Source organism: Dyella silvae, assembly GCF_026421305.1.
Lineage (GTDB): Bacteria > Pseudomonadota > Gammaproteobacteria > Xanthomonadales > Rhodanobacteraceae > Dyella > Dyella silvae.
Genome location: NZ_JAPJBQ010000002.1, coordinates 556,417 through 579,414 on the forward strand (window position 1 = coordinate 556,417; position 22,998 = coordinate 579,414).

At 63.5% G+C, this 22,998-nt stretch carries 18 protein-coding genes and 1 tRNA gene; 13 read left to right on the plus strand and 6 right to left on the minus strand.

What is annotated here, in order from left to right:
- Positions 1 to 15: 15 nt before the first annotated feature.
- The 4 genes from pheT (at position 16) to OQE56_RS06740 (ending at position 3,194) form a co-directional block, all read left to right on the plus strand.
- A complete protein-coding gene (gene pheT / locus OQE56_RS06725; RefSeq protein ID WP_267222764.1) occupies positions 16 to 2,415 on the plus strand; it encodes a phenylalanine--tRNA ligase subunit beta in 2,400 nt (799 codons plus the stop codon).
- A 1-nt stretch (position 2,416) separates the two neighbouring features.
- Entirely contained in the window at positions 2,417 to 2,716 is a 300-nt protein-coding gene (ihfA, locus tag OQE56_RS06730; protein ID WP_026635111.1) for an integration host factor subunit alpha, read from the plus strand.
- On the plus strand, positions 2,697 to 3,053 hold the full coding sequence (locus OQE56_RS06735; RefSeq protein WP_019467383.1) for a MerR family transcriptional regulator: 357 nt from the start codon (positions 2,697 to 2,699) through the stop codon (positions 3,051 to 3,053). The genes ihfA and OQE56_RS06735 overlap by 20 nt, the downstream gene beginning before the upstream one ends.
- Positions 3,054 to 3,117: 64 nt before the next feature.
- A tRNA-Pro gene (locus OQE56_RS06740) sits at positions 3,118 to 3,194 on the plus strand.
- Positions 3,195 to 3,447: 253 nt separating this feature from the next.
- Here the strand turns inward: OQE56_RS06740 and serA are convergent.
- Positions 3,448 to 4,680, minus strand: a complete 1,233-nt coding sequence (gene serA, locus OQE56_RS06745) for a phosphoglycerate dehydrogenase (RefSeq protein ID WP_267222770.1) — start codon at positions 4,678 to 4,680, stop codon at positions 3,448 to 3,450.
- Positions 4,681 to 4,804: 124 nt separating this feature from the next.
- On the opposite strand from serA, the gene OQE56_RS06750 reads away from it, so the two are divergent.
- The 3 genes from OQE56_RS06750 (at position 4,805) to pip (ending at position 8,534) form a co-directional block, all read left to right on the plus strand.
- A complete protein-coding gene (locus OQE56_RS06750; RefSeq protein WP_267222771.1) occupies positions 4,805 to 6,187 on the plus strand; it encodes an FAD-binding oxidoreductase in 1,383 nt (460 codons plus the stop codon).
- A 304-nt stretch (positions 6,188 to 6,491) separates the two neighbouring features.
- Complete coding sequence (locus OQE56_RS06755) at positions 6,492 to 7,457, plus strand: YncE family protein (RefSeq protein ID WP_323748562.1); 966 nt, start codon at positions 6,492 to 6,494, stop codon at positions 7,455 to 7,457.
- Between the two features lie 120 nt (positions 7,458 to 7,577).
- Complete coding sequence (gene pip, locus OQE56_RS06760; protein WP_267222775.1) at positions 7,578 to 8,534, plus strand: prolyl aminopeptidase; 957 nt, start codon at positions 7,578 to 7,580, stop codon at positions 8,532 to 8,534.
- Between the two features lie 55 nt (positions 8,535 to 8,589).
- On the opposite strand, the gene OQE56_RS06765 is transcribed toward pip, so the two are convergent.
- The 5 genes from OQE56_RS06765 to OQE56_RS06785 all read right to left on the minus strand — a co-directional run bounded on the left by OQE56_RS06765 (position 8,590) and on the right by OQE56_RS06785 (position 15,251).
- Complete coding sequence (locus OQE56_RS06765) at positions 8,590 to 10,383, minus strand: GGDEF domain-containing protein (RefSeq protein WP_267222777.1); 1,794 nt, start codon at positions 10,381 to 10,383, stop codon at positions 8,590 to 8,592.
- Between the two features lie 13 nt (positions 10,384 to 10,396).
- Complete coding sequence (locus tag OQE56_RS06770) at positions 10,397 to 12,043, minus strand: methyl-accepting chemotaxis protein (RefSeq protein WP_267222779.1); 1,647 nt, start codon at positions 12,041 to 12,043, stop codon at positions 10,397 to 10,399.
- Between the two features lie 246 nt (positions 12,044 to 12,289).
- On the minus strand, positions 12,290 to 12,931 hold the full coding sequence (gene upp, locus OQE56_RS06775; protein ID WP_267222781.1) for a uracil phosphoribosyltransferase: 642 nt from the start codon (positions 12,929 to 12,931) through the stop codon (positions 12,290 to 12,292).
- A gap of 237 nt (positions 12,932 to 13,168) precedes the next feature.
- Positions 13,169 to 13,522 carry a PsiF family protein gene (locus OQE56_RS06780; RefSeq protein WP_267222782.1) on the minus strand — a complete coding sequence of 118 codons (354 nt, stop codon included), beginning with the start codon at positions 13,520 to 13,522 and terminating at the stop codon, positions 13,169 to 13,171.
- A 232-nt stretch (positions 13,523 to 13,754) separates the two neighbouring features.
- Entirely contained in the window at positions 13,755 to 15,251 is a 1,497-nt protein-coding gene (locus OQE56_RS06785) for an aminotransferase class III-fold pyridoxal phosphate-dependent enzyme (RefSeq protein WP_267222783.1), read from the minus strand.
- A gap of 285 nt (positions 15,252 to 15,536) precedes the next feature.
- Here OQE56_RS06785 and OQE56_RS06790 point away from each other — a divergent pair, with 285 nt between their 5' ends.
- The 6 genes from OQE56_RS06790 to OQE56_RS06815 all read left to right on the plus strand — a co-directional run bounded on the left by OQE56_RS06790 (position 15,537) and on the right by OQE56_RS06815 (position 22,924).
- On the plus strand, positions 15,537 to 16,451 hold the full coding sequence (locus OQE56_RS06790; protein ID WP_267222784.1) for an ABC transporter ATP-binding protein: 915 nt from the start codon (positions 15,537 to 15,539) through the stop codon (positions 16,449 to 16,451).
- Positions 16,451 to 17,236, plus strand: a complete 786-nt coding sequence (locus OQE56_RS06795; RefSeq protein WP_267222785.1) for an ABC transporter permease — start codon at positions 16,451 to 16,453, stop codon at positions 17,234 to 17,236. Before OQE56_RS06790 ends, OQE56_RS06795 begins: the two co-directional genes overlap by 1 nt.
- 6 nt (positions 17,237 to 17,242) lie before the next feature.
- On the plus strand, positions 17,243 to 18,481 hold the full coding sequence (locus tag OQE56_RS06800) for a sensor histidine kinase (protein ID WP_323748563.1): 1,239 nt from the start codon (positions 17,243 to 17,245) through the stop codon (positions 18,479 to 18,481).
- A gap of 80 nt (positions 18,482 to 18,561) precedes the next feature.
- Positions 18,562 to 19,164 (plus strand): response regulator transcription factor, encoded by a 603-nt coding sequence (locus OQE56_RS06805; protein ID WP_267222786.1) that lies wholly within the window; start codon positions 18,562 to 18,564, stop codon positions 19,162 to 19,164.
- Positions 19,165 to 19,232: 68 nt separating this feature from the next.
- Complete coding sequence (locus OQE56_RS06810; protein ID WP_267222787.1) at positions 19,233 to 20,429, plus strand: DUF3142 domain-containing protein; 1,197 nt, start codon at positions 19,233 to 19,235, stop codon at positions 20,427 to 20,429.
- A gap of 71 nt (positions 20,430 to 20,500) precedes the next feature.
- Positions 20,501 to 22,924: a hypothetical protein gene (locus OQE56_RS06815; protein WP_267222789.1), complete on the plus strand. Its 2,424-nt coding sequence runs from the start codon at positions 20,501 to 20,503 to the stop codon at positions 22,922 to 22,924.
- Positions 22,925 to 22,998: the final 74 nt, after the last annotated feature.

A 22,998-nucleotide genomic window follows, 5' to 3' on the forward strand; every position in this document is an offset into this window, starting at 1 on the left:
CAGGAACCGACACGCATGAAATTCTCCGAGAACTGGCTGCGCGAACTGGTCGAGATTCAGGCTGACCGCGCGGCACTGGCCCACGCGTTGACCATGGCGGGCCTGGAAGTGGAAGAGCTCACCCCGCTGGGCGAAGGCCTGGATGGTGTGGTGGTGGCCGAGATCATCGGCGCCGAAAAGCATCCCGAAGCTGACCGCCTGCAAGTGTGCAAGGTCGATGCAGGGCAGGGTGAGCCGCTGCAGATCGTCTGCGGCGCACCCAATGCACGCGTCGGCATCAAGGTGCCGCTGGCGATGGTGGGTGCGAGCCTGCCGGGCGGCATCAATATCAAGGCGGCCAAGCTGCGTGGTGTCGAATCGTTCGGCATGCTGTGCTCGGCCAAGGAGCTGGGCGTTGACGCCGACGCCTCTGGCCTGCTCGAGCTGCCGGCCGACGCGCCAGTGGGCAAGCCGCTTGCCGCGTATCTCGGTTTGCCGGATGCCAGCTTCGAATTGAAGCTCACCCCGAATCGTCCGGACTGCCTGGGCCTCTATGGCCTCGCGCACGACGTGGCCGCGCTGTTCGGCAGCCACGTGAAGACCGGCGAGCAGGCCGCTTCGCCGGTAGCCAGTGACGCGCGCCGCGGCATCCGCCTTGAAGCAGGTGCTGATGCGCCGCGTTATCTCGGCCGCATCATCGAAGGCATCGACACGAAAGCGCGCACGCCGCTGTGGCTGGCAGAACGCCTGCGCCGCTCGGGCCTGCGCCCGATCAGCGCCGTGGTCGATGTCACCAACTACGTGATGCTCGAACTCGGCCAGCCGCTGCATGCTTTCGACAACGACAAGCTGCAGGGCGACATTGTCGTGCGTCATGCGCGTGACGGCGAAACGCTCAAGCTGCTCGACGCTTCCGAAGCGAAACTCGACCAAAGCTTCGTGCTGATCGCCGACGACAAGCACGGCCTCGCCGTGGCCGGCGTGATGGGCGGTTTCGATTCGCGTGTCACCGATGACACCCGCAATGTGTTCCTGGAGTCTGCGCACTTCGCGCCGGCCGCCATCATGGGGCGTGCGCGCAAACTCGGCATGCACACGGACGCATCGCATCGCTTCGAGCGCGGCGTTGACCCAGCGCTGCCGCAGCGTGCGCTGGAGCGCGCGACCGAGCTGCTGCTTGCCATTGCCGGCGGCAAGGCTGGCCCGGTGCTGGTGGCCGAGAACCTCGCCGATCTGCCGAAGCCGGTGGCGGTGGTGTTGCGCCGCGCACGCCTGAAGCGCGTGCTGGGCATAAACGTGGCCGACGCCGAAGTCGCGCGCATCTTCACCGCGCTCGGCATGAAAGTGGAAACGCAGGCCGATGGCTGGCAGATCACCGCCCCGAGCAGCCGCTTCGACATCGAGCGCGAAGAGGACCTGATCGAAGAAGTCGCCCGCATCCACGGTTACGACAACATCCCGACCAGCACCCCTGCCGGCGCGTTGGCGCTCGCGGTGGAACCCGAAGCCCGCCTCAATGAATTGGCCGTACGTGAGCAGCTTGCCGCGCGCGGTTACTACGAAGCGGTGAACCTTGCCTTCATTGGCAACGACGTGCTGCAACGCTGGGGCATGACTGAGCAGCTGGTGCCGCTCGCCAATCCACTGTCGGCCGACCTTGCCGTGATGCGCCCTTCGCTGCTGCCGGGCCTGATCGTGGCGCTGTCGCATAACCGTGCCCGCCAGCAGGAGCGCGTGCGCCTGTTCGAGCTGGGCCGCACCTTCCGCATTGGCGCTGAAGCCGCGGCCCGTAAGGACGCGCCCACCGAAACGCCGACGTTGTCCGCAGTGGCTTGCGGCGCAGCCCATGCCGAGCAGTGGGGCGAGGTCTCGCGCACGCTCGACTTCCATGACCTCAAGGGTGATCTCGACGCCTTGATCGCCTGGGGCGGCGAGCCCGAGCGTTGGGCGGTCCACGCCGACCATTTGCCGGGCTGGCTGCACCCCGGCCGCGGCGCTCGCGTTACCCGCGATGGCGTCACCGTGGGCTATCTGGGTGCCCTGCATCCGCAGTTGGCTAAAGCGCTGGACCTGGGCGCCGATGTCCATGTGCTCGAACTGGAGCTGGAGCCCGTGCTGGCCCGCCGTCTGCCCAAGGCACAGGCCGTGCCGCGCTTCCCGTCTGTGCGCCGCGATATCGCGGTGGACGTGCCGGAATCGGTTAGCTGGTCACAGATTGAGCAGGTGGTCCGGACGACGCTAGGCGCCCAGCTCAAGGAGCTGCGCCTGTTTGACCGTTACAGCGGCAAGGGAGTCGAAGCGGGCCGAAAGAGTCTCGCTATGGGCTTGATTTTACAGGACGCTTCACGCACCCTTACTGACGACGACGCGGACCGTAACATACGTGAAGCAGTCGGTGCGTTGGAGTTGGCATGCAAGGCGAAGTTGCGAGGATAAGATGGCGCTGACCAAAGCAGAAATGGCCGAGCGCCTCTTTCTCGAGGTGGGCCTCAACAAGCGTGAGGCGAAGGAATTCGTGGACGCCTATTTCGAGGTCGTCCGCGAGGCGTTGGAAAAGGGCGAGCAGGTCAAGCTGTCCGGTTTCGGCAACTTCGACTTGCGTCAAAAGAACCAGCGACCGGGGCGGAACCCCAAGACCGGCGAAGAGATTCCGATCTCCGCTCGCCGGGTGGTGACGTTCCGACCGGGTCAAAAACTCAAGGTGCGAGTCGAGAGCTATGCTGGACCAAGGGAATAACACCGAACTCCCCGCCATTCCGGCGAAGCGTTACTTCACCATCGGTGAGGTCAGCGAACTGTGTGGCGTCAAGCCGCACGTGCTGCGGTACTGGGAACAGGAATTCCCCGCGCTCAATCCGGTCAAGCGTCGCGGCAACCGCCGCTACTACCAGCGTCACGATGTGCTGATGATTCGTCAGATTCGCGGCCTGCTGTACGACGAAGGCTTCACCATCACGGGCGCCCGCGCCCGTCTGGAAGGCCCGCAGGCGCGTATGGAGTCGAGCATTTCTCATCAGATCGTGCGCCAGGTGCGCATGGAGCTGGAAGAAGTACTGGCGCTGCTGCGTCGCTGAGTTTTCATTCAAGGCTTTCGGTACTACCAGCCAAGCTGGTAGACTTCTCGTCTTGCCGTATCGTCGGGGCGTAGCGCAGCCTGGTAGCGCATCTGCCTGGGGGGCAGAGGGTCGTGGGTTCGAATCCCGCCGTCCCGACCAATTCGGCAACAGATAAGAGAACGGCGCCCTTGGGCGCCGTTTTTGTTTTGGTTGATGGATGCATGTCCATCCGGGCTTGCGGCAAGTTTCCCACTCGTCATTCCTGCGAAAGCAGGAATCCAGTGCCTTTATACGGCGTCGGAGCTTCGAAAGTCGCTGGATGACCAGCCTGCGGCTGTTGTGAAGCTCCTCCTGCTTTCGCAGGAATGACGATGAGGTTCCCCCTCGCATTTCAGGTACCTCAGCGCCTCACTCAGTACAGCACGCGACTGCGCAGAGTCCCCGGAATCGCCGCAAGCTGATCCTTCAAGATGGCGGACTGTTTTTCGTCCGCTGCAACATCGATGACCACGTAACCCACTTCGCTGTCCGTCTGCAGGAACTGGGCGTCGATGTTGATGTTGCCGGACGAGAACAGCTCGTTGATGCGCGAAAGCACACCCGGCACATTGCGGTGAATGTGCAGCAGGCGGCGGCTGCGCGGGTGCTCAGGCAACGAGACCTCGGGGAAATTCACGGCCGAGAGCGTGGATCCGTTGTCGCTGTAGCGCACCAACTTGCTGGCGACTTCGATGCCGATGTTGTCCTGCGCTTCCAGCGTGCTGCCGCCGATATGGGGCGTGAGAATCACGTTGTCCATGCCGATCAGCGGCGAGACGAAGGCGTCGTCGTTGCCTTTCGGCTCCGCCGGGAACACGTCCACCGCGGCGCCGGACAGATGGCCACTGCGCAGCGCTGAGGCCAGTGCCTCGATATCGACCACGGTACCGCGCGACGCGTTGATCAGCACCGACCCTTTGCGCATACGCGAGAGTTCGGGCGCACCCATCATCAGCTTGGTGGCCGGTGTTTCGGGCACGTGCAGGGTCACCACGTCGGCGCGCTCGAGCAGATCTTCCAGGCTCTCCGCGGCGCGAGCGTTGCCCAACGACAGCTTGGACTCGATGTCGTGGAAGATCACCCGCATGCCCAGGCTCTCGGCCAACACGCCTACCTGGGTACCGATATGGCCGTAGCCAACGATACCCAGCACCTTGTCGCGTACCTCGAAGCTGCCGGCGGCCGATTTGGTCCAGCCGCCCCGATGGCACAGCGCGTTCTTCTGCGGAATGCCGCGCAGCAGCATAATGGTTTCAGCGATAACCAATTCGGCCACGCTGCGCGTATTGGAGTAGGGCGCATTGAACACCGGCACGCCCAGCCGGCGCGCCGAGTCCAGGTCCACTTGATTGGTGCCGATGCAGAAACAGCCCACGGCAATTAGCCGTTTAGCCTGCTGAAGTACCTCATCAGAGAGATGAGTGCGGGAACGAATACCCACGATATGCGCATCCGCGATGCGGGCCTTGAGTTCGGCTTCCGGCAGCGCTTTCTCGAGATATTCGATCTGGCTGTAGCCTGCGCGGTGAAAGCTGTCGACGGCGCTGCGGCTGACGCCTTCCAGCAGGAGCACCTTGATGTCTTGTTTCGGGAACGAGGTCTTCATGGGCCGTTGCGCGATGGATAACCTCGGCCACTATGCCAGACATTGAAGCGAATTTGCGGCATCGCAACACTGGACGTTGCGAGCCGGTGCTGGCAGGCTGGATACAACCCCTGGGGACCCCATCATGACTGACGCCCGCCTGGCCGATCTGGCCGTCCGGCTTCCTAATCTGCGACTGCTGACCGATCCCGCCGACCTCGAGCACTATGGCCGCGACTGGACGCGCCGCTGGACGCCCGCGCCGCTGGCCATTGCTTTGCCCACCGAGTTGATGGACGTCCAAACGATCGTGCGCTGGGCCAACGAGCACGGAGTTGCCATTGTTCCGTCGGGTGGCCGCACGGGTTTATCCGGTGGTGCCGTGGCGGCCCATGGCGAGCTGGTGCTGAGTCTGGAGCGCATGAATCGCGTGCTCGGCTTTGACGCGGTGGATCGTACCCTGAGCGTACAGGCCGGCATGACCTTGCTCGCCGTGCACGAGGCGGCCAAGGAGCACGGGCTGATCTATCCGGTGGATTTCGCCGCGCGCGGCTCGTGTTCCATCGGCGGCAATATCGCCACCAATGCCGGGGGCATTCGCGTCATCCGATACGGCAATACCCGCGAATGGATCGCCGGGCTTACCGTGGTGGCAGGTAATGGCGAACTGCTGCAGCTCAATCGCGGCCTGATCAAGAACTCCAGCGGCTACGACCTGCGCCAGTTGCTGATCGGCTCGGAAGGCACGCTCGGCGTGGTGGTGGAGGCGACCTTGCGCCTCACCGATCCGCCGCCGCCATCACAGGTGATGCTGCTGGCATTGCCGACCATGGATGCTCTGATGGAGGTGTTCGCGCTGTTCCGCTCACGCCTCGCCTTGCAGGCCTTCGAGTTCTTTACCGATGTTGCCTTGCGGCACGTGCTGGCGCACGGAGCGCAACGCGCCATCGACGGCGATCACCCTTACTACGTGGTCACCGAGTTCGATGCGGACGAGTCTTCGCAGGACGCCGCTTTGGCGGCCTTCGAGCTTGGCGTGGAGCGTAGCTGGATCAGCGATGGCGTCATGGCCCAGAGCGAGGCTCAGGCAGCGGCGTTGTGGCGTCTGCGCGAAGGCATCACCGAGAGCCTGGCACCGCATCGTCCATACAAAAACGACATCTCGTTGCGCATCAGTGCGCTGCCGGTATTCCTGCACGAGATCCAGTCCTTGCTTGGCAGTGAGTATCCGCACTTCGAGGTGGTCTGGTTTGGCCACATCGGCGACGGCAACCTGCACATCAATGTATTGCGCCCGGCGGAGCTGTCCGAAAGCGACTTCATCACGCAATGCGAACACGTGACCAAGCTGCTGGCCGAGACACTGCAGCGCCATGGCGGCAGCATCTCCGCCGAGCACGGTATCGGGCTGGTCAAGCGGGCCTATCTCGGTAGCACCCGCAGCGAGGCGGAGATTGCGTTGATGCGTGGTGTGCGCGGGGTGTTTGATCCCAAGGGCGTGCTTAATCCGGGCAAGCTGTTTGCTTAAGGCCCTGCATCGCTTGGTAATTACCTCACCGTCATCCCCGCGAAAGCGGGGATCCAGTGCCTTTTGGCGTTGAGGGAGAACCTAAAGTCACTGGATCCCCGCTTTCGCGGGGATGACGGTGAGGGCGGATGCGATGGGTGGAACTCGTGAAGGGACTCTTGAAGTCGGTGGGCTCCGCCTAAGCCAGTGCTAAGGCCGTCGCTGCATGCTCGGAGAACCTCAATCTCTGGTGGTTCCGACCATGCAACGACCCCTCTGCAAGGCTCTGGTTTCAGCACTGCTTGTGCTTGGTGCATCCCACGTCATGGCTGCCCCGCAAGTCGCCGATTACCGCGTGTTGTCTCAATTGAAGCTGGGTGGCCCGGGTGGCTGGGACTATCTCAACTTCGACGCACAGCGCCGGCATCTGTTCGTCAGCCGCGGCGACCGCGTGGAAGTGGTCGATGTGGATCAGAACAAGCGCATCGGCACCATTCCCGGCACGGCAGGTGTGCACGGCATCGCCATCGATCAGGACGCGCATCGCGGCTACACCAGCAATGGCCAGACCGCCTCGGTGACGGTGTTCGATCTCGATACGCTGGCCGTGGTCGGTACCGTCAACGGCACCGGCGAGAAGCCGGATGCGATCCTTTACGACTCGGCCTCCAAGCACGTGATGACCTTCAACGGTAAGGGGCAGTCGGTCAGCGTCATCGATCCCTCCCACAACGCTGTGGTCGCTACCGTGCCGCTGGGCGACAAGCCCGAATTTGCGGTATCGGACGGCAAGGGCAATGTCTATGTGAATCTCGAGGGCACCGCCAAGCTCGCGAAAATCGATGCCAAGACCAACAAGGTCGTGGCGACCTGGTCACTGGGTTCCTGCGAGTCGCCGAGTGGCCTTGCAATGGATATGACGCATCGCCGCCTGTTCTCCGTTTGCGACAACAAGCAGATGGCCGTGGTCGATGCGGACAGCGGCAAGCTGGTGGCCAGCGTGGCGATTGGCGAAGGCCCGGATGCGGTGGTGTTCGACGAGGGCACCGGTATGGTCTTTAGCTCCAACGGTGAAAGTGGCGACATCACGGCGGTGCATCAGGCCGACGCGGATCATTACAGCGTCGCGGCGACCATTCCCACCCAGCCCAGCGCGCGCACGATGACGCTCGATCCCAAGCTGCATCGCCTGTACCTGTCGGCCGCCACGCTGGCCGGACCGGCACAGGAGGGTCATCACCCGGCCATCAAGCCCGATAGCTTCACCGTGCTGACGGTGGGCAAGCCGTAAGGCGAAGGCGGGTCCCAGGTGGCCGGGCGGAGGAGCTCCGCCTGGCCATGGGGCGGCTCAGGCATAGCGGGGCGGCGTGTTAGCCTAATCAGCCGTCCCCGCCGCTTCAGGAGCCCCGGCATGTCGCAGGAACTTCGCACCTTGTATCCCGAGATCGAGCCGTACGACACCGGCATGCTCAAGGTCTCGGACTTGCACACGCTGTACTACGAACAGAGCGGCAACCCGAACGGCAAGCCGGTGGTGTTCCTGCATGGTGGCCCGGGTGGCGGCACCAATCCGAAATGCCGCCGCTTCTTCGATCCCGCCGTTTATCGCATCGTGCTGTTCGACCAGCGTGGTTGCGGCAAGTCCACGCCGCATGCTGAGCTGAAGGACAACACCACCTGGCATCTGGTCAACGATATCGAGCGCGTCCGTACGCACCTGGGCATTGATCGCTGGCAGGTGTTCGGTGGGTCATGGGGCTCCACGCTGGCGCTGGCTTACGCGCAGACGCATCCCGATCGCGTTACCGAGCTGGTGCTGCGCGGCATCTTCATGCTGCGCCGCTGGGAACTGGAATGGTTCTACCAGAAGGGCTGCGATGCGCTGTATCCGGATGCATGGGAGACGTATCTTGCGGCGATCCCCGAGGTCGAGCGTGGCGATCTGATGAGCGCCTACTACCGCCGCCTCACCAGCACCGATCCGGAAGTGCGCGTGAAAGCGGCGCGTGCGTGGTCGGTGTGGGAGGGGGCTACCAGCTATTTGTGGCAGGACACCGCGCATATCGAATCAAGCGGCGAGGACGAGTTTGCGCTGGCCTTCGCGCGTATCGAATGCCATTACTTCGTGCACGGCGGCTTCTTCGAACATGACGATCAGCTGCTGCGGAACGTCGAACGCATCCGCAAGATTCCTGCAGTGATCGTGCAGGGCCGCTATGACGTGGTGTGCCCCATGCGCAGCGCCTGGGACCTGCATCGCGCATGGCCGGAGGCCGATCTGCGCGTCGTGCAGGATGCGGGTCACTCGGCGTTCGAGCCGGGCAATATCTCGGAACTGGTGCAGGCGACAGATCGCTTCCGCCGCTGACGGCCTGCCGATAACGTATGACGAGGCCCTGCCCGGCAACGGGCGGGGCCTTTGTTTAGCCGGTGGCCTCGGTTACGCGAGAGGTGATATGCAGGCCGGTGCTGTCGCGCTTGGCACGACGCTTGGCGCGAGCGGCCAGCATGGCAATGGATTGCGCGCGCTGCGGCAGCGGCGGCGAGAGTTCGACGGCCCCCATCACCACGGCGGTGAGCGGAAAGAATTGTGGCTCGCCACGCCTGTCCTTGCCGCGAAGACCGCCCTGGGCGATGTCCTCTTCGTCGAACAGTTGTGGGGAGCGCGCGTTGAAGGCATCGATGACACGCAGGCAGCGTGCCTCCCAGTCCAAACTCTGAAACAACACCACGAAGTCGTCGCCACCGATGTGTCCCACGAAATCGAGCGACGGATCGACGTGCTCGCTCAGCAGGCCGGACAGCAGACGAATCATTTCGTCGCCGCGCGAATAGCCGTAGTGATCGTTGAACGGTTTGAAGTCGGTCAGATCCACATGCACCACGGCAAACCGCTCCGCGCCTTCCAGCAGGCGCTCCAGATGCTCGGTGGTGGGAATATTGCCGGGCAGAAAGGTCAGTGGATTCGCGTGGCGGGCGGCGTCGATGCGCAACTCACTAACACGCCGCACCAGCGCCTCACCGGTGCCCAGACCACGGTAGTGCCCGTTGCTGGTGACGATGAAACCATCGGCGAGATAACGCTGGTCTTCGCCACGCAAAACGTCGGCAAGGCTTTCCAGGCTGCGCTGTTCGTCGCACACCAGCGGCGCACTGTTCATCAGTGCCGTGCATGATTTGCGCGCGAGCAGTTCGCGGGCGAACGGTTGAGCCATGCGCTCGTTCATCAGCCGGCGATTGACCAGACCGATGGGGTGACCATCTTTCACCACGGCGACGGCATGCAATTCGGGGTAATCCACGAACAGTGCCATGACCTCTTCATTGGTCTGACGCGGGTGCACCGATGGCGCGTCCATCAACAGATGACTGACCTGGGTCGGGCGTTGCGTCACCGGCCCACGCGGGCGCGGCAACACGGAAACGGAAGGTGTCCGCAGCAACAGTTGCGCTTCGGCGCTGGCTTCCCGCGCCGGCTCCCGTGCCGGATGACCGATCAGATAGCCCTGGACATAGGGCACGCCCAGATCGCGCAACACCCGGAGGTCGGCCGGATCTTCCACGCCTTCACCCACCAGATCGGTACCCAGCGTTTCAGCCACCTGGCACAGCGAGCGCACAATGGCCAGGCGCCCGGCGCTGCGCGAAATACCATGGACCAGATAACGATCGATCTTCACCACGTCGGGATGGATTTCGTTCCACAGCTCGAAGTTGGAATGACCGTTGCCGAAATCATCGAGCGCGATGCGGATGCCATGCGCCCGCAGATAGCCAAGCGCGTGGGCGAGGCGCGCGGGGTTTTCCACGACATCGCGCTCGGTCACTTCAATGGTGACGCGGGCGGGGTCGAGGCCGCTGTCGGTGAGCGCCGCCAGTACGTCGCCCGGCCGTAATGTATCCTGCAAGATGGCGTGTGCGCTGAGGTTCACCAGCAAGCGCCCGTCGTCCTGATAATTCCCGAACGCACGGCAGATGGTGCGAGCGGCGTGCAGTTCCACGTCCACCAACCGGCCTTCCATTCGCGCCAGATCGAGCAGGTCGAGAATGGAAAAGTTGCCCGGCATGAAAGTGCAGCGGCTCAGGCCCTCGTGCGCGACGACTTCCAGCGTGTCGACGCGCACCACGGGCTGGAAGACCGGTGTCAGGCTTCCTGCAGCGAGTGCGCGCTCGAGCATGGCGTGTCGGGAGTTGTCGTAAGCGAGGGTGGGGAACATGCCTCAGATCAGTTCAGGCCGCGGCGGCAGTCTGAGGTTCGGGCGTCATAGCCGGTAAGGGTCTCGCATCCTGCATCGACCCAATGACACTTCCTCGTTCGGCAGGAAGACGGAAAAAGGCAACCTGGCGCATCAGCGCCTCGGCGTCGGTGCTCAGTGCGCGCCCCGTGGCATTGATGTCGTCCACCAGCCCGGCGTTGGCCTGGGTGATGCGGTCCATCTCCATCACGGTACGGTTGATCTGGGTGATGCCGCTGGCCTGGGTCTGGCCAGCTTCGGAGATCTGGGACACCAGACCCGATACGCGCGTGACGCTTTGCACGATGCCGTCGAGCGCTTCGCTCGACAAGGTGACGCGCGCGCGCGCCTCGTTCACGGCCTCGGTGCTGCTGGTCACCAGGAGGCGAATCTCCTTGCCGGCGTCCACGCAGCGCTTCGCCAACTGACGTACTTCCGCGGCCACCACGGCAAAGCCGCGTCCGCGCTCGCCGGCCTGCGCCGCTTCAATGGCGGCATTGAGCGACAGCAGATTGGTTTGGAAGGCGATGCTGTCGACCAGATCGACGATGTCAGTGATGCCATGGCTGGCTTGCTGGATGGCCTGCATGGCGTCGATAGCTTCGTTGGCTACATGGCGGCCTTGCGCCACATGGCTCATCGCGTCGCGCGCCGCACTGGCGGCACCGTCAGCGTGGCCTGCACCTTGCACGGCGCTGGCGGCCATGTGCTCCATCGAGGCGGCGGTTTCTTCAAGCCCGGCCGCCTGCGTCTGCGTGCGGTGGCTCAGCGCTTCGTTGTTGCGAGCAAGGCGATGCGCGCGCTCATCCACAGAGAGCGCAGTGGCGCGCACCTGGGTGAGCACGTTGGCAAGCTGAGCGTCCATGGAGGCAAGCGCGCGCAACAGCTTGCCAAGTTCATCCTCAACACCTGCGTCAACCGATTCGCCAAGCGTGCCCGAAGCAATGCGTTGTGCTACGTGGGTGGCCAGGTTCAGGCGTTGCATCAGCGAGCGCATCAGCGCGCCGTCGAGAAAAATGGTGGTAAGCAGGGCGGCAGCCAGCAAAGCCAGCAACAGGATGATGCCTTCGCGGTTGGCCTGGTGCTGCGTCTGCACCTGCTGATTGCCTTTGGCGAGGGCGGCCTCGAACAGATTGGCGAAATCGCTTTGCAGCGGCTCGTAAGCAGGCTGCACCTCCGTGCTGAGCTTGAGGCCGCCGAGATCGAACTGCCCCGCATCGAGCAGCGCCAGCGCTTCGTCGATGGTGCGGTCGGCTTCGGCGCGATGCACGGCGGCGACCTTCAGCGACGACGCCTGCTCCTGCGCCAGCTCACTGCCCAGCAGGGCCTTCCAATGCCGCTCGGCATCCACGCGATCGGTGTGAATGCGCGTGTGCGCGTCTTCCACGGCCGAGGGCAACTGCGACAGCACCGCATGCACGAGCGCCTGCAGGCTGCTGTTGTAGTCGTTCTGCACGCGGCCAACGTCGGCGACAGGGCTGAGTGAACCTTCCACCAGGCCCTGGATGCGCGTGTCAGCGCGGTGCAGTTGGATCAGACCTGCCACGCACATCACAGCCAGCAAGCCAAGAATGGATAACAGGCGCAGCAGCAGTCGCTTGCGCAGCGTCAGTCCGGGCATCCACTTCGGTAGTTTCAACATGGGGGGATCTGGGTGAGGGAACTGCAAGAGCTGTCGGCTCACCGCGCGGCAACTTTAGCCATAAATCAAAAAAAGATGATTTTATTCAGATTCTTACGCTTGATTTGGATGGCCAAAGAAGCGCAGGAAAGATGGCATGAGTACGTGTCGTTTCGATGACTTTCGTGCTGCAGTTCTCACCTTGTGCCCAAAAAAAAAGCCCCGCCGGATGGCGAGGCCTTTTGAGGTGGCGGGGTGTTGTCTGGCTCAGCCGGCCGGCAACTGCTTGGTGCCGAAGATCTTGTCGCCCGCATCGCCGAGGCCGGGCAGGATGTAACCGTGTTCGTTGAGCCGCTCATCGATGGCAGCGGTGTAGATCTCCACATCGGGATGCGCCGCTTCCATGCGCTTGAGTCCCTCCGGCGCCGCGACCAGGAACAGACCCTTGATGCGTTTGCATCCCGCCGCCTTGAGCATGTCGACCGTGGCTACCAGGGTGCCTGCGGTGGCCAGCATGGGATCGACAATCAGCGCGATGCGCTCATCCATGCGTCCGGTCAGCTTTTCGTAGTACGTGATCGGTTTCAGCGTTTCCTCGTCACGCTGCAGACCCACCACGCTGACTTTTGCGGCGGGAATCAGGTCGAGCACGCCCGGCAGCATCCCCAGGCCTGCACGAAGGATTGGCACGATAGTGACTTTCTTGCCCTTGATCTGTCGCACCGTCAGCGGCCCGGCCCAGCCTTCAATGGTCTGCTCAACGGTTTCGAGATCCTTGGTGGCCTCGTAGGTGAGCAGCGCGGCAACCTCGGAGGCCAGCTCGCGGAACTCCTTGGTGCTGATGCCGGCGCGGCGCATCAGGCCGAGCTTGTGCTGGATAAGCGGATGGCAGACTTCGACGATCTTCATGGGCTGATCCGGCGATGGCAATGACGCGATTGTCGCCCAGGGAGCGTGAAGTGCACAGGCATGTAAATCATGTCGACCGGTGTGGTTGTGGGAGCGCACCCCGTGCGCGACCTCGGAGGTGTTACGGCGTCGCGGGCCAGTCGCGCACAGGGTGCGCTCCCATAGAAAGGCATGGCCGGGCCATAAAAAAGGGTGCCGGCATGACCGGCACCCTTGCAGCTGTCACTTGATCGGCGATCAGTGCGCAGCCGGAGCGGCATCGCTCTTGAGGCAGTTGCTCATGAACTGCTTGCGGGCATCGCCCTTCAGCGACTTGGCCTGCGGGTCGGCGTTGCAGGCTTTCATTTTTTCCTGCTGGGTCTGCTTGGCTGGCTCGGCGGCCGGGGTTTCACCCTTGAGGCAGGTGCTCATAAAGGCTTTGCGCTCATCACCGGTCTTGCCCGTCGCCTGCTTGTTGCAGTCGGTCATGCGCTGCTGCTGCGAGTTCTTGGCGGGTGCGCTGCTGCTGGCGGCCTGCGGCGCGGCAAAAGCGGTGGATGCGGCAAAGGCCAGCGCGACGCTGGCAACCATCAGGCTCAAACGCGAAGACATGCGGGTACCCTCCTTGATGACCGGCGAGTGCCGGCGGCGCAAGTCTATGACTGCCGGCCGGGTACCGGGGAGGGGCGCCGAGGCCTCCCGTGCACATCGTTCAGCCAGGCCGCAGGTGGCTAACCGCTAACCAAACGATTCCAAGAGGAAAGGCCACGCCCGTCACCGGACATGGCCTTCCTTGGGTGCCGTGCCAACGCCGCTCAGCGAGCGGCGCTGGTCATCCTGTCGCTCAGGCTGCTTCGGCCTTGAGCTTGCGCGGACCCTGCAGCAGTGCCTGGCGAACGTGCGAGACCACCAGATCCACTTCGGCGCTGGTCACCAGGAAGTGCGGGGTGAAGCGCAGCGAGTTGGTGCCGCCATGGATCACGCCCACGCCGCGCTCGCGCATGTACTCCTCGGTGGAGTCCGCGCCATAGCACTTGAACTCCGGCGACAACTCGCACGAGAACAGCAGGCCGGTGCCTTGCACCTTGGTGATCAGACCGCCCAGTTCGTTCTTCAGCACGTTGAGCTTGTCGACAAATTCCTTGCCGCGCTCGCGGATGTTGTTGCGCACGTCGTCAGTGAGCTCGTTAAGCGTCGCCAGTGCTACGTCGAGTGCGCGCGGGTTCGCGGTCATCGTGTTGCCGTAGATGCCCTTGCGGTAAAGCTCCGCGGTACGCGCATTCACGGCGAGCACGGACAAGGGATACTGGCCGGCGTTGAGTGCCTTGGAGAAGGTCTCCATATCCGGCGGGGCGAGCTTCTCGAAGCCCGGGTAATCGGTAAGCGAGAGCACGCCATGCGCGCGCAGGCCGGCCTGGATCGAATCGACCATCAGCAACGTGCCATGCGCTTCGGTGAGCGCGCGGGCCTTCTGGTAGAACTCCGGCGTCACCGCACGGCCCGGATCGCCTTCGCCCATCACCGGTTCGAGGAACATCGCTTCGATGAACCAGCCGTTCTTTTCCGCATCGGCAAACGCGGCTTCGAGCTGCGCGATGTCGTAAGGCTGCACCGTGATCAGCGTGTCTTCGTGACGGTAGCTGGCCAGATGCTGCAGATAGGTCTTGCGGGTGGAGTCGGAATACAGCGCCGGCTTGTCGGTGCGGCCATGGAAGGCACCCTTGACCGCCAGGCGCTTGATGACGCGGCCGGCATGACGGGCACCGGCATCGGTCATCAACTTCGCGTTGACGTCAGCGATACGACAGGCAAGGCCCACCGCTTCGGAACCGGAGTTGAGGCAGAGGTAGCGCGAGTACGGATTGCCGCCGCGATGGCGGCCGAGTTCGCGATCCATCGCCTTGGTGAACTGCATCTGCGAGATGCTCGGCGTCATCACGTTGGCCATCACCTGCGGGCGCGCCAGCGCTGCATCGATAGCCGCATGATTGTGGCCGAAGCCCAGCATGCCGTAGCCGCCGTTATCGTGGATCACCGCGCCCTTCAGGCTCACCACCCACGGACCGCGCGCGGCCGCCGGCAGGTACGGGTTGATCGCATCGTCCGGATAGAAGTTGACGAACTCCGCCTGCGACGTCGCCAGCTGCTCAGATTCGTCCAGCTTCAGGAAATCACCAAATTCACTGCGCAGCTCGCGATGGCGCGCAACGGCTTCACCGATCGCCTGCACCAGCTCAGGGTAGCTGGCAGCAAAACGTTCGATCGTGGCGTCGTCGAGACCGGTGGTCTGCGGTGCGCCGCCAAATTCGCGCAGTTCGCGCAGCTGATCAATCACGCCCATAGGTTCCTCCTCCAAGGTCGACTTGCCTGCCGTCCCGATGGCATGCGCATCGATGTGTCAATGAATGCGTGGTGGAAACGCGTGACTGTTCAGCGTTTCCGTGACCCGGTTGGGTCATGTCGCACTGCGATCCTTCACGGATGTGCACTGCAACGACGTACCGAGCATAGCGCGGCATGGTCGCGGCCGGTACCCCGTGTGACGCTTGTCACCCACGTCTGCTGACGGCGGCAACTGCGTACAAACCCTTGCCGTGCCTAGCATGGCGGGCAAGGAGGAGGTGCCATGGAAAAGCCTGATACAACGGTCGCCAGCCTGGCTGGCGCAACGAAACGTTACGGCGCTTTAACAGCGTTGAATGGTTTGGATCTCATGCTGCACCGCGGCGAATTGCTTGCCTTGCTTGGACCTAACGGCGCCGGCAAAAGCACTGCGATCGGCCTTTTGCTGGGGTTGGTACGTGCAGACGCCGGCCGCGTCGAGCTGTTTGGCAAGGACCCGCAGCATATCGACGCGCGGCGCCGCATCGGCGTGATGCTGCAATCGGCCATGCTGCCCGGCACGCTCACCGTGGCCGAACTGCTCCGCCAGACCATGAGCTATTACCCGGCGCCTCGCAGGCAGGAAGAAACCGTGCAGCTCGCCGGTATCGCCGACCTCTTGCAGCGACGTTACGCGAACCTGTCGGGCGGCCAGCAGCGTCGCGTGCAGTTTGCCATTGCCTTGTGCGGCCGCCCCGAATTGCTGTTTCTCGACGAGCCGACCGTCGGCATGGATATCGATGCGCGGCAAAAATTGTGGATTGCCATCCGGCGTCTGGTGAACGAGGGCTGCGCCGTGGTGCTCACCACGCACTATCTCGAGGAAGCCGAGGCACTGGCACAACGCGTCGTGGTGCTGGCGAAAGGGCGCGTCCTGAGCGAAGGCAGTGTGGATGCCTTGCGTTCGCGCGTTGCGCTTACCCGCATCCGTTGCATCAGCGATCTCGATCCGGAAGCACTGGCGCAATGGCCCCATGTGACCCGCGCCGAACGGGACGGCGAGCGTCTGCATCTGCACAGCGATGCGCCAGAGAAAGTGCTGCGGCGTTTGCTTGACGCCGATCCTGCCTTATCAGAGCTGGAAGTGCGTCGCGCCGGATTGGCGGAAGCATTCACCGCGCTCACCCATGAAACGGATAGCGAAAAGGAGGTGGCGTGATGTCCGTTATCGCGACGGCGGCAGTGCCGTTATCTGCCATGACGCCGCGCCGCGTGCTCGGCGCCTACCTTGAAGAGGCACGCAGCGAATGTCTGCGCTATCTGCGCGCACCGGCTTTCATGCTGCCGGTGATTCTGTTTCCCACCATGTTTTATTTGTTGTTCGGCATCGTGATGAATAACCATGCCGGCTACGACGCAGCGCGTTATCTGCTGGCCAGTTATGGCGTGTTTGGTGTGATGAGTCCCGGTCTGTTCGGTTTCGGCGTCTCGCTGGCGGCAGAGCGTGACAATGGATTGCTGACACTCAAACGCGCCTTGCCGATGCCGCCCGGGGCCTACCTGCTGGGCAAGATGTTGATGGCGATGCTGGCAGCCGCTGTGGTCATCACGCTGTTGCTGCTCATGGCGCTGGTACTGGCACATCTTTCATTGACGCTGCCCCAGGCGTCGCAGTTGCTGCTCACCGGTATGCTCGGCGTGTTGCCGTTCTGTGCCATGGGCATGGCGGTGGGCGTACTGGTGAAAGGGCAGGGGGCGCCGGGTGTACTCAATCTGATTTATCTGCCGATGTCTTTCCTGTCCGGCTTGTGGATACCGCTGCCGATGTTGCCCGCCTTGCTGCAACACATGGCGCCGATCTGGCCCAGTGCACACCTGCAGCAACTTGCCTTGAGCGCACTGGGCATAGGGCACACCGCGCCGTGGGCACATGTGTTGGTGCTGGGGAGCTACGGGACGGCATTCTTCCTGTTCGCGGTACGGCGTCTGCGGCGCGCGGGTTGAAGTAGCATGCGCAAGGGGACGGAGGGTTATGACGTGAGCGCAACGATGCATCAGCGGTGGCAGGCATGGTTTACACCAGCACCGGATTCGCTGGTGGCTTACAGCATCCGCAAGGGTAAGTCGCCCTGGGTGGATGCCGTGCACCTCTTGTGGTCGGTGTGGGTGTTCATCACACCCATGTTTGATCACTACACCCTGCGCTGGGGTGTGCTGACGGCGCTCACCTATCCCATCTTTCTTTTCTTGTATGCGCGTTGTTGCCTGGCGTCGCGCCGCGACTCGCAGTACTACGCGTTCGCCCTGGTGATCATGGCCTTCACGCTGCTGCCGTGGTATCCGAGCGCGCTGACCTATTTCATCTACGGCACCATCATGTTGCGCAGCAGCCGCATGAAGTTCCGCCAGTACATGGCTCTATTGGTGGGCCTCAACGTGCTTTGCATGGTGGAAGTGTGGCGGCTGCACTATGTGTGGCAGGCGGTCATCTGGATTCCCTTCACGTCGATCATCATTGGCGTCGCGGTGCATGCGGAGCGGCTCAGTGACGAGAAAGAAGCCGAATTGCGCCTGTCCCACGAAGAGGTGCGCCGGCTGGCGGCGCTGGCGGAGCGCGAGCGCATCGGGCGTGATCTGCATGATCTGCTCGGCCACACCCTGTCGTTGATCACTTTGAAGCTGGAGCTTTCGCGCAAGCTGTTCGACCGCGACAGCGAGGCGGCCATGCGCGAAGTGGCGGAGGCGGAGAAGGTGGCCCGGCATGCCTTGCTGGAAGTGCGCTCGGCGGTCAGCGGCATTCGCGCGGCCGACCTTGCCGCCGAGATGGCCTCGGCGCGCCTGATGTTGGAGTCATCGTCCGTGAATTTCGAATGCGGCGAGCTGCCGGCGTCGCTGCCGGCCGATGTGGAACAGGGCCTGGCCCTGGTGCTCCGTGAAGCCGTCACCAACGTCGCGCGGCATGCGCAAGCGACACAGGCGCGGGTGACCACCACGGTCGCCAATCAGACGCTACGGCTTTGCATCGAGGACAACGGACGCGGTGGCGTCGGTGCGCATGGCAACGGATTGAAAGGCATGCATGAGCGCGTTGGCGCACTTGGCGGCACGCTGGAGGTGGATTCGCCGCCGGGACAAGGTACGCGGTTGCTTGTCAGCGTGCCGTTGCGCCCGCGTCAGTTTCAGCGCGATGCCTCAGGCGAACCCGCCGCGCCCGCCCACTGGACGCCGAGCGAGCGGCACGCTACGTGATGGTGTAATCGTTGGTCCGGCTCGCCGAGGTAGGCAGGACTGCTTGAACAGATGTCGGAACGTTCCTCAGGGAGTGCTACATGATTCGTGTGTTGTTGGCCGAAGATCAGGCGATGGTGCGCGGTGCGCTATCTGCACTGTTGAACCTCGAGTCCGATATCGAAGTGTTGGGGTCCGCGGCTGACGGCGAAGCGGCATGGCGTGATCTGCAGCGCCTCAAGCCGGATGTGCTGGTAACCGACATCGAAATGCCCGGCCTGACCGGGCTGGAGTTGGCGCAGCGCATACAACGGCACGAGCTGCCGATGAAGGTCATCATCGTGACCACGTTCGCCCGCCCGGGCTTTCTGCGCCGTGCGCTGGACGCAGGCGTGTCCGGCTACCTGCTGAAGGACGCCCCGGCGGAGAATCTGGCCGAAGCGTTGCGCACGGTGCATCGCGGTGGCCGCGCCATCGATCCCCAGCTGGCGTTGGAAGCGTGGTCGGAAGCTGACCCGCTCAATGACCGCGAGCGGCAGGTGCTGCGTCTGGCTGGCGAAGGGCAGTCGGCCAACGAGATTGCCACCCAGCTCAATCTCTCGCATGGCACGGTGCGCAACTACCTCTCCGAGGCCATTGGCAAGCTGGGTACGGCCAATCGTATCGAGGCCTACCGGATGGCGCGGCAGAAGGGTTGGCTGTAGCCAGTATTCGCGTGTTCGGGTGCAATAGCGTCTGAAGTGGTTTCGCGAGTGCGCCTTTGATCCCCTCGTTGTCCCGATGGATGGTCCGGATTGCGTGGCTGCTGGCGGCCGCCGCCATGGCAGCCTGCTCGGGTACGCCCACGCCGCTCGCGAATGACGCCTATGTGTGGCAACGGCAGTGGACGCCTTCACTCGTCAGCGCCCTGACCAACGACGGGCCATCCGTGCGCGCGTGGCGTGTGCTGGCTGGCGAAATGGATGTACGCGGGCAGTGGCGTGTATTCACGCCGGACTGGCGCGCGCTGGCAGCCAGCGGCAAGCCGGTCATGGCTGTGGTGCGCATCGAAGGGCAACTGCAGCAATGGGATGAAGCGGCTTTGCTGGCGGACGTGCAGGCAGTGCTTGCCGTATGGCGGCAACAGAAGCTCGTCTTCGCCGGTGTGGAGATTGACCACGACTGCGCCACCTCGCGATTACCCGCTTACGCCCATTTCCTTCAGGCGTTGCGTCCCTCGCTACTGGCGCATGAACAGCTTTCGGTGACGGCGTTGCCGACATGGCTGGTCAGCCCGGATCTTGATGGGCTGCTCGCCCAGGCGGACGAGGCTGTTCTGCAGGTGCATGCCGTGCAATCGCCACGCGCCGGCTTGTTCAATCCGGATCAGGCCCGCGCCTGGCTCACCGTATTCGCAAGGCATACATCCAAATCATGGCGCGTCGCCTTGCCTGCCTACGGCACGCGGGTGAGCTGGGACGAGCAGGGGCGCGTGGCTTCCATCGAAAGCGAGCGCCCGACGTTGGTGGGTACTGAGGGTTCCAGTGAACTCTTTGCCGACCCACGAGCCATGCAGCGTTTCGTGGCCTCGCTGGAGCAGCGTGCGCCGGATAAATTGGCGGGCATCGCGTGGTTTCGTCTGCCGACCGGCGACGATACGCGGGCATGGAGCGAAACGAGCTGGCTGGCCGTGCTTGGCCGCGTACCCCTGCAGGCATCGCTGAAGGTGGTAGCCAGCATTACCGACGATTCGCGCCGTTACGACGTGCGGTTGATCAACGACGGCGATGCTGACCTGCCATTGCCGCCGTTGATTCACATCGACGGTAGCTGCATGGCTGCGGACGGCATCAACGGTTATGCGCTTGAGCGCGGCGAGCGCGGTTTCTACCTGCAGCGTACGCGGGTGGGTGTGCTTCGCGCCGGTCGCCAGCTGGCGGTGGGATGGTTGCGCTGCGATGAGGCACCGGCGCTGCGCCTCGGATCGTGACAGCGGGCGTCGTACGCTTTCCGCCATAATTGCGCTATCTGGGCGTGGATTGCCCTTGGTCAGGTGATGCTATGTATAAGCGCTCATGGATCGTCGCTGCAGTAGTGGCCGGGCTCGCCGGCGCCGTTGCCTGGGCTTGCGGCCCGATGTTCCCCAACCAATTGCTCGATCAGCGTGCGGGCACGCTGAAGGCCACGCCGCAAAACAGTTTCGCTTTTGAAGCCATGCACCTGCTGGCGGCCACGGACAAGCTGACGTCCAACGAGCCGCAGATGTATGAGCCGGAGAAGGACAAGGACGCGCAGGCCAAATCGCTCGGTCTCACGGCGGCGCAGTTCGATCGTGTCGAAGCACTGCGGCAGGCCGATGATGGCGATGCGGCCTTTGAACAAGGCCAGGATCTGCCGGCGGATCTGCGTGCTTACACGGCGGGTGCCGTGGATTTTGCAAAGGATCAGCTCGACCGGGCGACGACGCGCTTCGAACAGGTGCTGGCCTTGCCTGCTGATCAGGCCAGGCTTCGCTCGGTGTGGGCGGCTTTCATGGTGGGCCGCATCCACGCCCATCGCGCCAACGAGTCCGCAGCGGATGCCAACGCCTTCCAGCGCGAACGCGCTGCCGCCGCCAAGGCTTTTCAGCTGGCGCGTACCCGTGCCGTGGACGATGGCTCCGACACACAAGGGCTGGCCGTGGCGAGTTTTGGCGAGGAGGCGCGCCTTTACCTTTATAACCACGGCAAACAGTGCACGTGGGGTGATCTGTACGGCGCGTCCAATGACGGCGATGGCGATAATGAAAGCAAGAGCGATGCCGCTTGCGCGAATGGTATTGCCAGCGCTGATCTGAAACGCGCGATCACTTTGTACGCCGCGCAAGCTGGGCACGCCTCGAACAGCGGTGTGCAATCGCTGGTGGCGATAGCGGACAACGCCATGCGAAGCCAGCAACGCGTGGCCGAACTGATCGATAGCCCCGTTCCGCAGCGCTTGTTGGTTACCTACGCACTTGCGCGCTTGGGCGGCGCCTCGGATGAAGCCTCAACCGACGCCGCGGCAAACAAGCCTGATCCACGACTGCAGGCCCTGGTGCACGCCATCGAACAGCGTGGCCTGGACAAGGTGGAGGGCGCCGATCGGTTGGCCGCGCTCGCCTATCAGGTGGGCAACTACGAGCTCGCAGCAAAACTCGTGGACAAATCGACAGGCCCGCTGGCCGAGTGGGTGCGCGCCAAGCTGGCATTGCAGAAGGGCGACATGGCGGCGGCAAGCGCGGCGTATGCGGCGGCGGCCAAGGCGTTTCCCAAAGTGGACAATACGCAGCCAGCGATCGAACCCGCCAACGTTCATCTGCTCACTGGCGAGCGTGGTGTGCTTGCGCTCGCGCGTGGTGAGTATGTCGAAGCGCTTGGCCACCTCTTTGAGGCTGCGGTCTCCGTGGGTGGCGATGGCAATATCTACGACGAGGACATGGAGACCGCCGGTATGGGCTACGGCAATGACGCCGCCTATGTTGCGGAGCGCGTGTTGACCGTCGACGAGCTCAAGGCATTCGTCGATGCGCACGCCCCCGCAACACCGGTGCCGCCGAAGACCAAGGACGAGAACGGCTACTACCGCACGTTACACCCCTTCGGCGACAACCTGCGCTGGCTGCTGGCTCGCCGCCTGATGCGCGCCGGACGCTATGACGAAGCCTTGGCCTATTTCCCGGTGGATGGCGATCCGCGCTTCGGCACGTTTGATGAAGCCGGCAAACTGCAGGTGTCCGATCTCCGCAGCAAGGCAAGGGATTATGCAAAGGCCCTGCACGATGGCGAACATGCGTGGACCGATATCGGCAAGGCGCAGGCGCGCTATACCGCCGCCGCCATCGCGCGCGCGAACGGCATGGAAATCCTCGGCTACGAACAGGGCCCCGACTACAACGACAATGGCGGCAGTTTCCAGGGCGGCAGTGGGCAGGAGCCGGAGTCGCTCAAGCAGGCGTTTGTTACCGACGGCGAGCGCCAGCGCTATGCGGAAAGCGTGTCCAGGCCCGACTACCGTTTCCATTACCGCTATATCGCGGCTGACGAAGCGGCGCGTGCGGCCGATCTGCTACCGCCGCGCTCACAGGCCTATGCAGCGGTGATGTGCCAGGCCACCGGCTGGATGCTGGAAGGCCCGCCGGACTACAACGACCACTATCAGGGCTACGGCGAGCCCGCCCCTGCGGAACCCTCCGAGCGCGTGCGGCGTGCGACAGCGTATTACCAGCGCTACGTGAAGCAGGGCCCTTATGTCGAATGGGCCAGGAATTTCGGCCGCAACTGCGAAGAGCCGGATTTCGATCGCGCGCGGCAACTCAAGCGCAGCCAGCAGGTGGTAGCGGTGAAACGGGTGGTACGCCATGCACAGCCGTTTGCGCTCGGCGTTGCCGTGCTGCTGGCGGGGTTGGCGGCGTGGGCCATTCGGCGCAGGCGGGTGAAGGGTGGCCCGCCAGGATCTGTCGGTTAAGACAGGGCGCGTAAGTAGAATCTCCAAGAAAACAGACGGCTTATCGCCCGGGGCATGGGCGCGGCCGGTGATTC

What these genes read in the sequence shown, in the direction of transcription:
- pheT (WP_267222764.1), top strand. Translation starts at nt 16, where the DNA reads ATGAAATTCTCCGAGAACTGGCTGCGCGAACTGGTCGAGATTCAGGCT.
- ihfA (WP_026635111.1), top strand. Translation starts at nt 2,417, where the DNA reads ATGGCGCTGACCAAAGCAGAAATGGCCGAGCGCCTCTTTCTCGAGGTG.
- OQE56_RS06735 (WP_019467383.1), top strand. Translation starts at nt 2,697, where the DNA reads ATGCTGGACCAAGGGAATAACACCGAACTCCCCGCCATTCCGGCGAAG.
- serA (WP_267222770.1), bottom strand. Translation starts at nt 4,680, where the DNA reads ATGAAGACCTCGTTCCCGAAACAAGACATCAAGGTGCTCCTGCTGGAA.
- OQE56_RS06750 (WP_267222771.1), top strand. Translation starts at nt 4,805, where the DNA reads ATGACTGACGCCCGCCTGGCCGATCTGGCCGTCCGGCTTCCTAATCTG.
- OQE56_RS06755 (WP_323748562.1), top strand. Translation starts at nt 6,492, where the DNA reads ATGGCTGCCCCGCAAGTCGCCGATTACCGCGTGTTGTCTCAATTGAAG.
- pip (WP_267222775.1), top strand. Translation starts at nt 7,578, where the DNA reads ATGTCGCAGGAACTTCGCACCTTGTATCCCGAGATCGAGCCGTACGAC.
- OQE56_RS06765 (WP_267222777.1), bottom strand. Translation starts at nt 10,383, where the DNA reads ATGTTCCCCACCCTCGCTTACGACAACTCCCGACACGCCATGCTCGAG.
- OQE56_RS06770 (WP_267222779.1), bottom strand. Translation starts at nt 12,043, where the DNA reads ATGTTGAAACTACCGAAGTGGATGCCCGGACTGACGCTGCGCAAGCGA.
- upp (WP_267222781.1), bottom strand. Translation starts at nt 12,931, where the DNA reads ATGAAGATCGTCGAAGTCTGCCATCCGCTTATCCAGCACAAGCTCGGC.
- OQE56_RS06780 (WP_267222782.1), bottom strand. Translation starts at nt 13,522, where the DNA reads ATGTCTTCGCGTTTGAGCCTGATGGTTGCCAGCGTCGCGCTGGCCTTT.
- OQE56_RS06785 (WP_267222783.1), bottom strand. Translation starts at nt 15,251, where the DNA reads ATGGGCGTGATTGATCAGCTGCGCGAACTGCGCGAATTTGGCGGCGCA.
- OQE56_RS06790 (WP_267222784.1), top strand. Translation starts at nt 15,537, where the DNA reads ATGGAAAAGCCTGATACAACGGTCGCCAGCCTGGCTGGCGCAACGAAA.
- OQE56_RS06795 (WP_267222785.1), top strand. Translation starts at nt 16,451, where the DNA reads ATGTCCGTTATCGCGACGGCGGCAGTGCCGTTATCTGCCATGACGCCG.
- OQE56_RS06800 (WP_323748563.1), top strand. Translation starts at nt 17,243, where the DNA reads ATGCGCAAGGGGACGGAGGGTTATGACGTGAGCGCAACGATGCATCAG.
- OQE56_RS06805 (WP_267222786.1), top strand. Translation starts at nt 18,562, where the DNA reads ATGATTCGTGTGTTGTTGGCCGAAGATCAGGCGATGGTGCGCGGTGCG.
- OQE56_RS06815 (WP_267222789.1), top strand. Translation starts at nt 20,501, where the DNA reads ATGTATAAGCGCTCATGGATCGTCGCTGCAGTAGTGGCCGGGCTCGCC.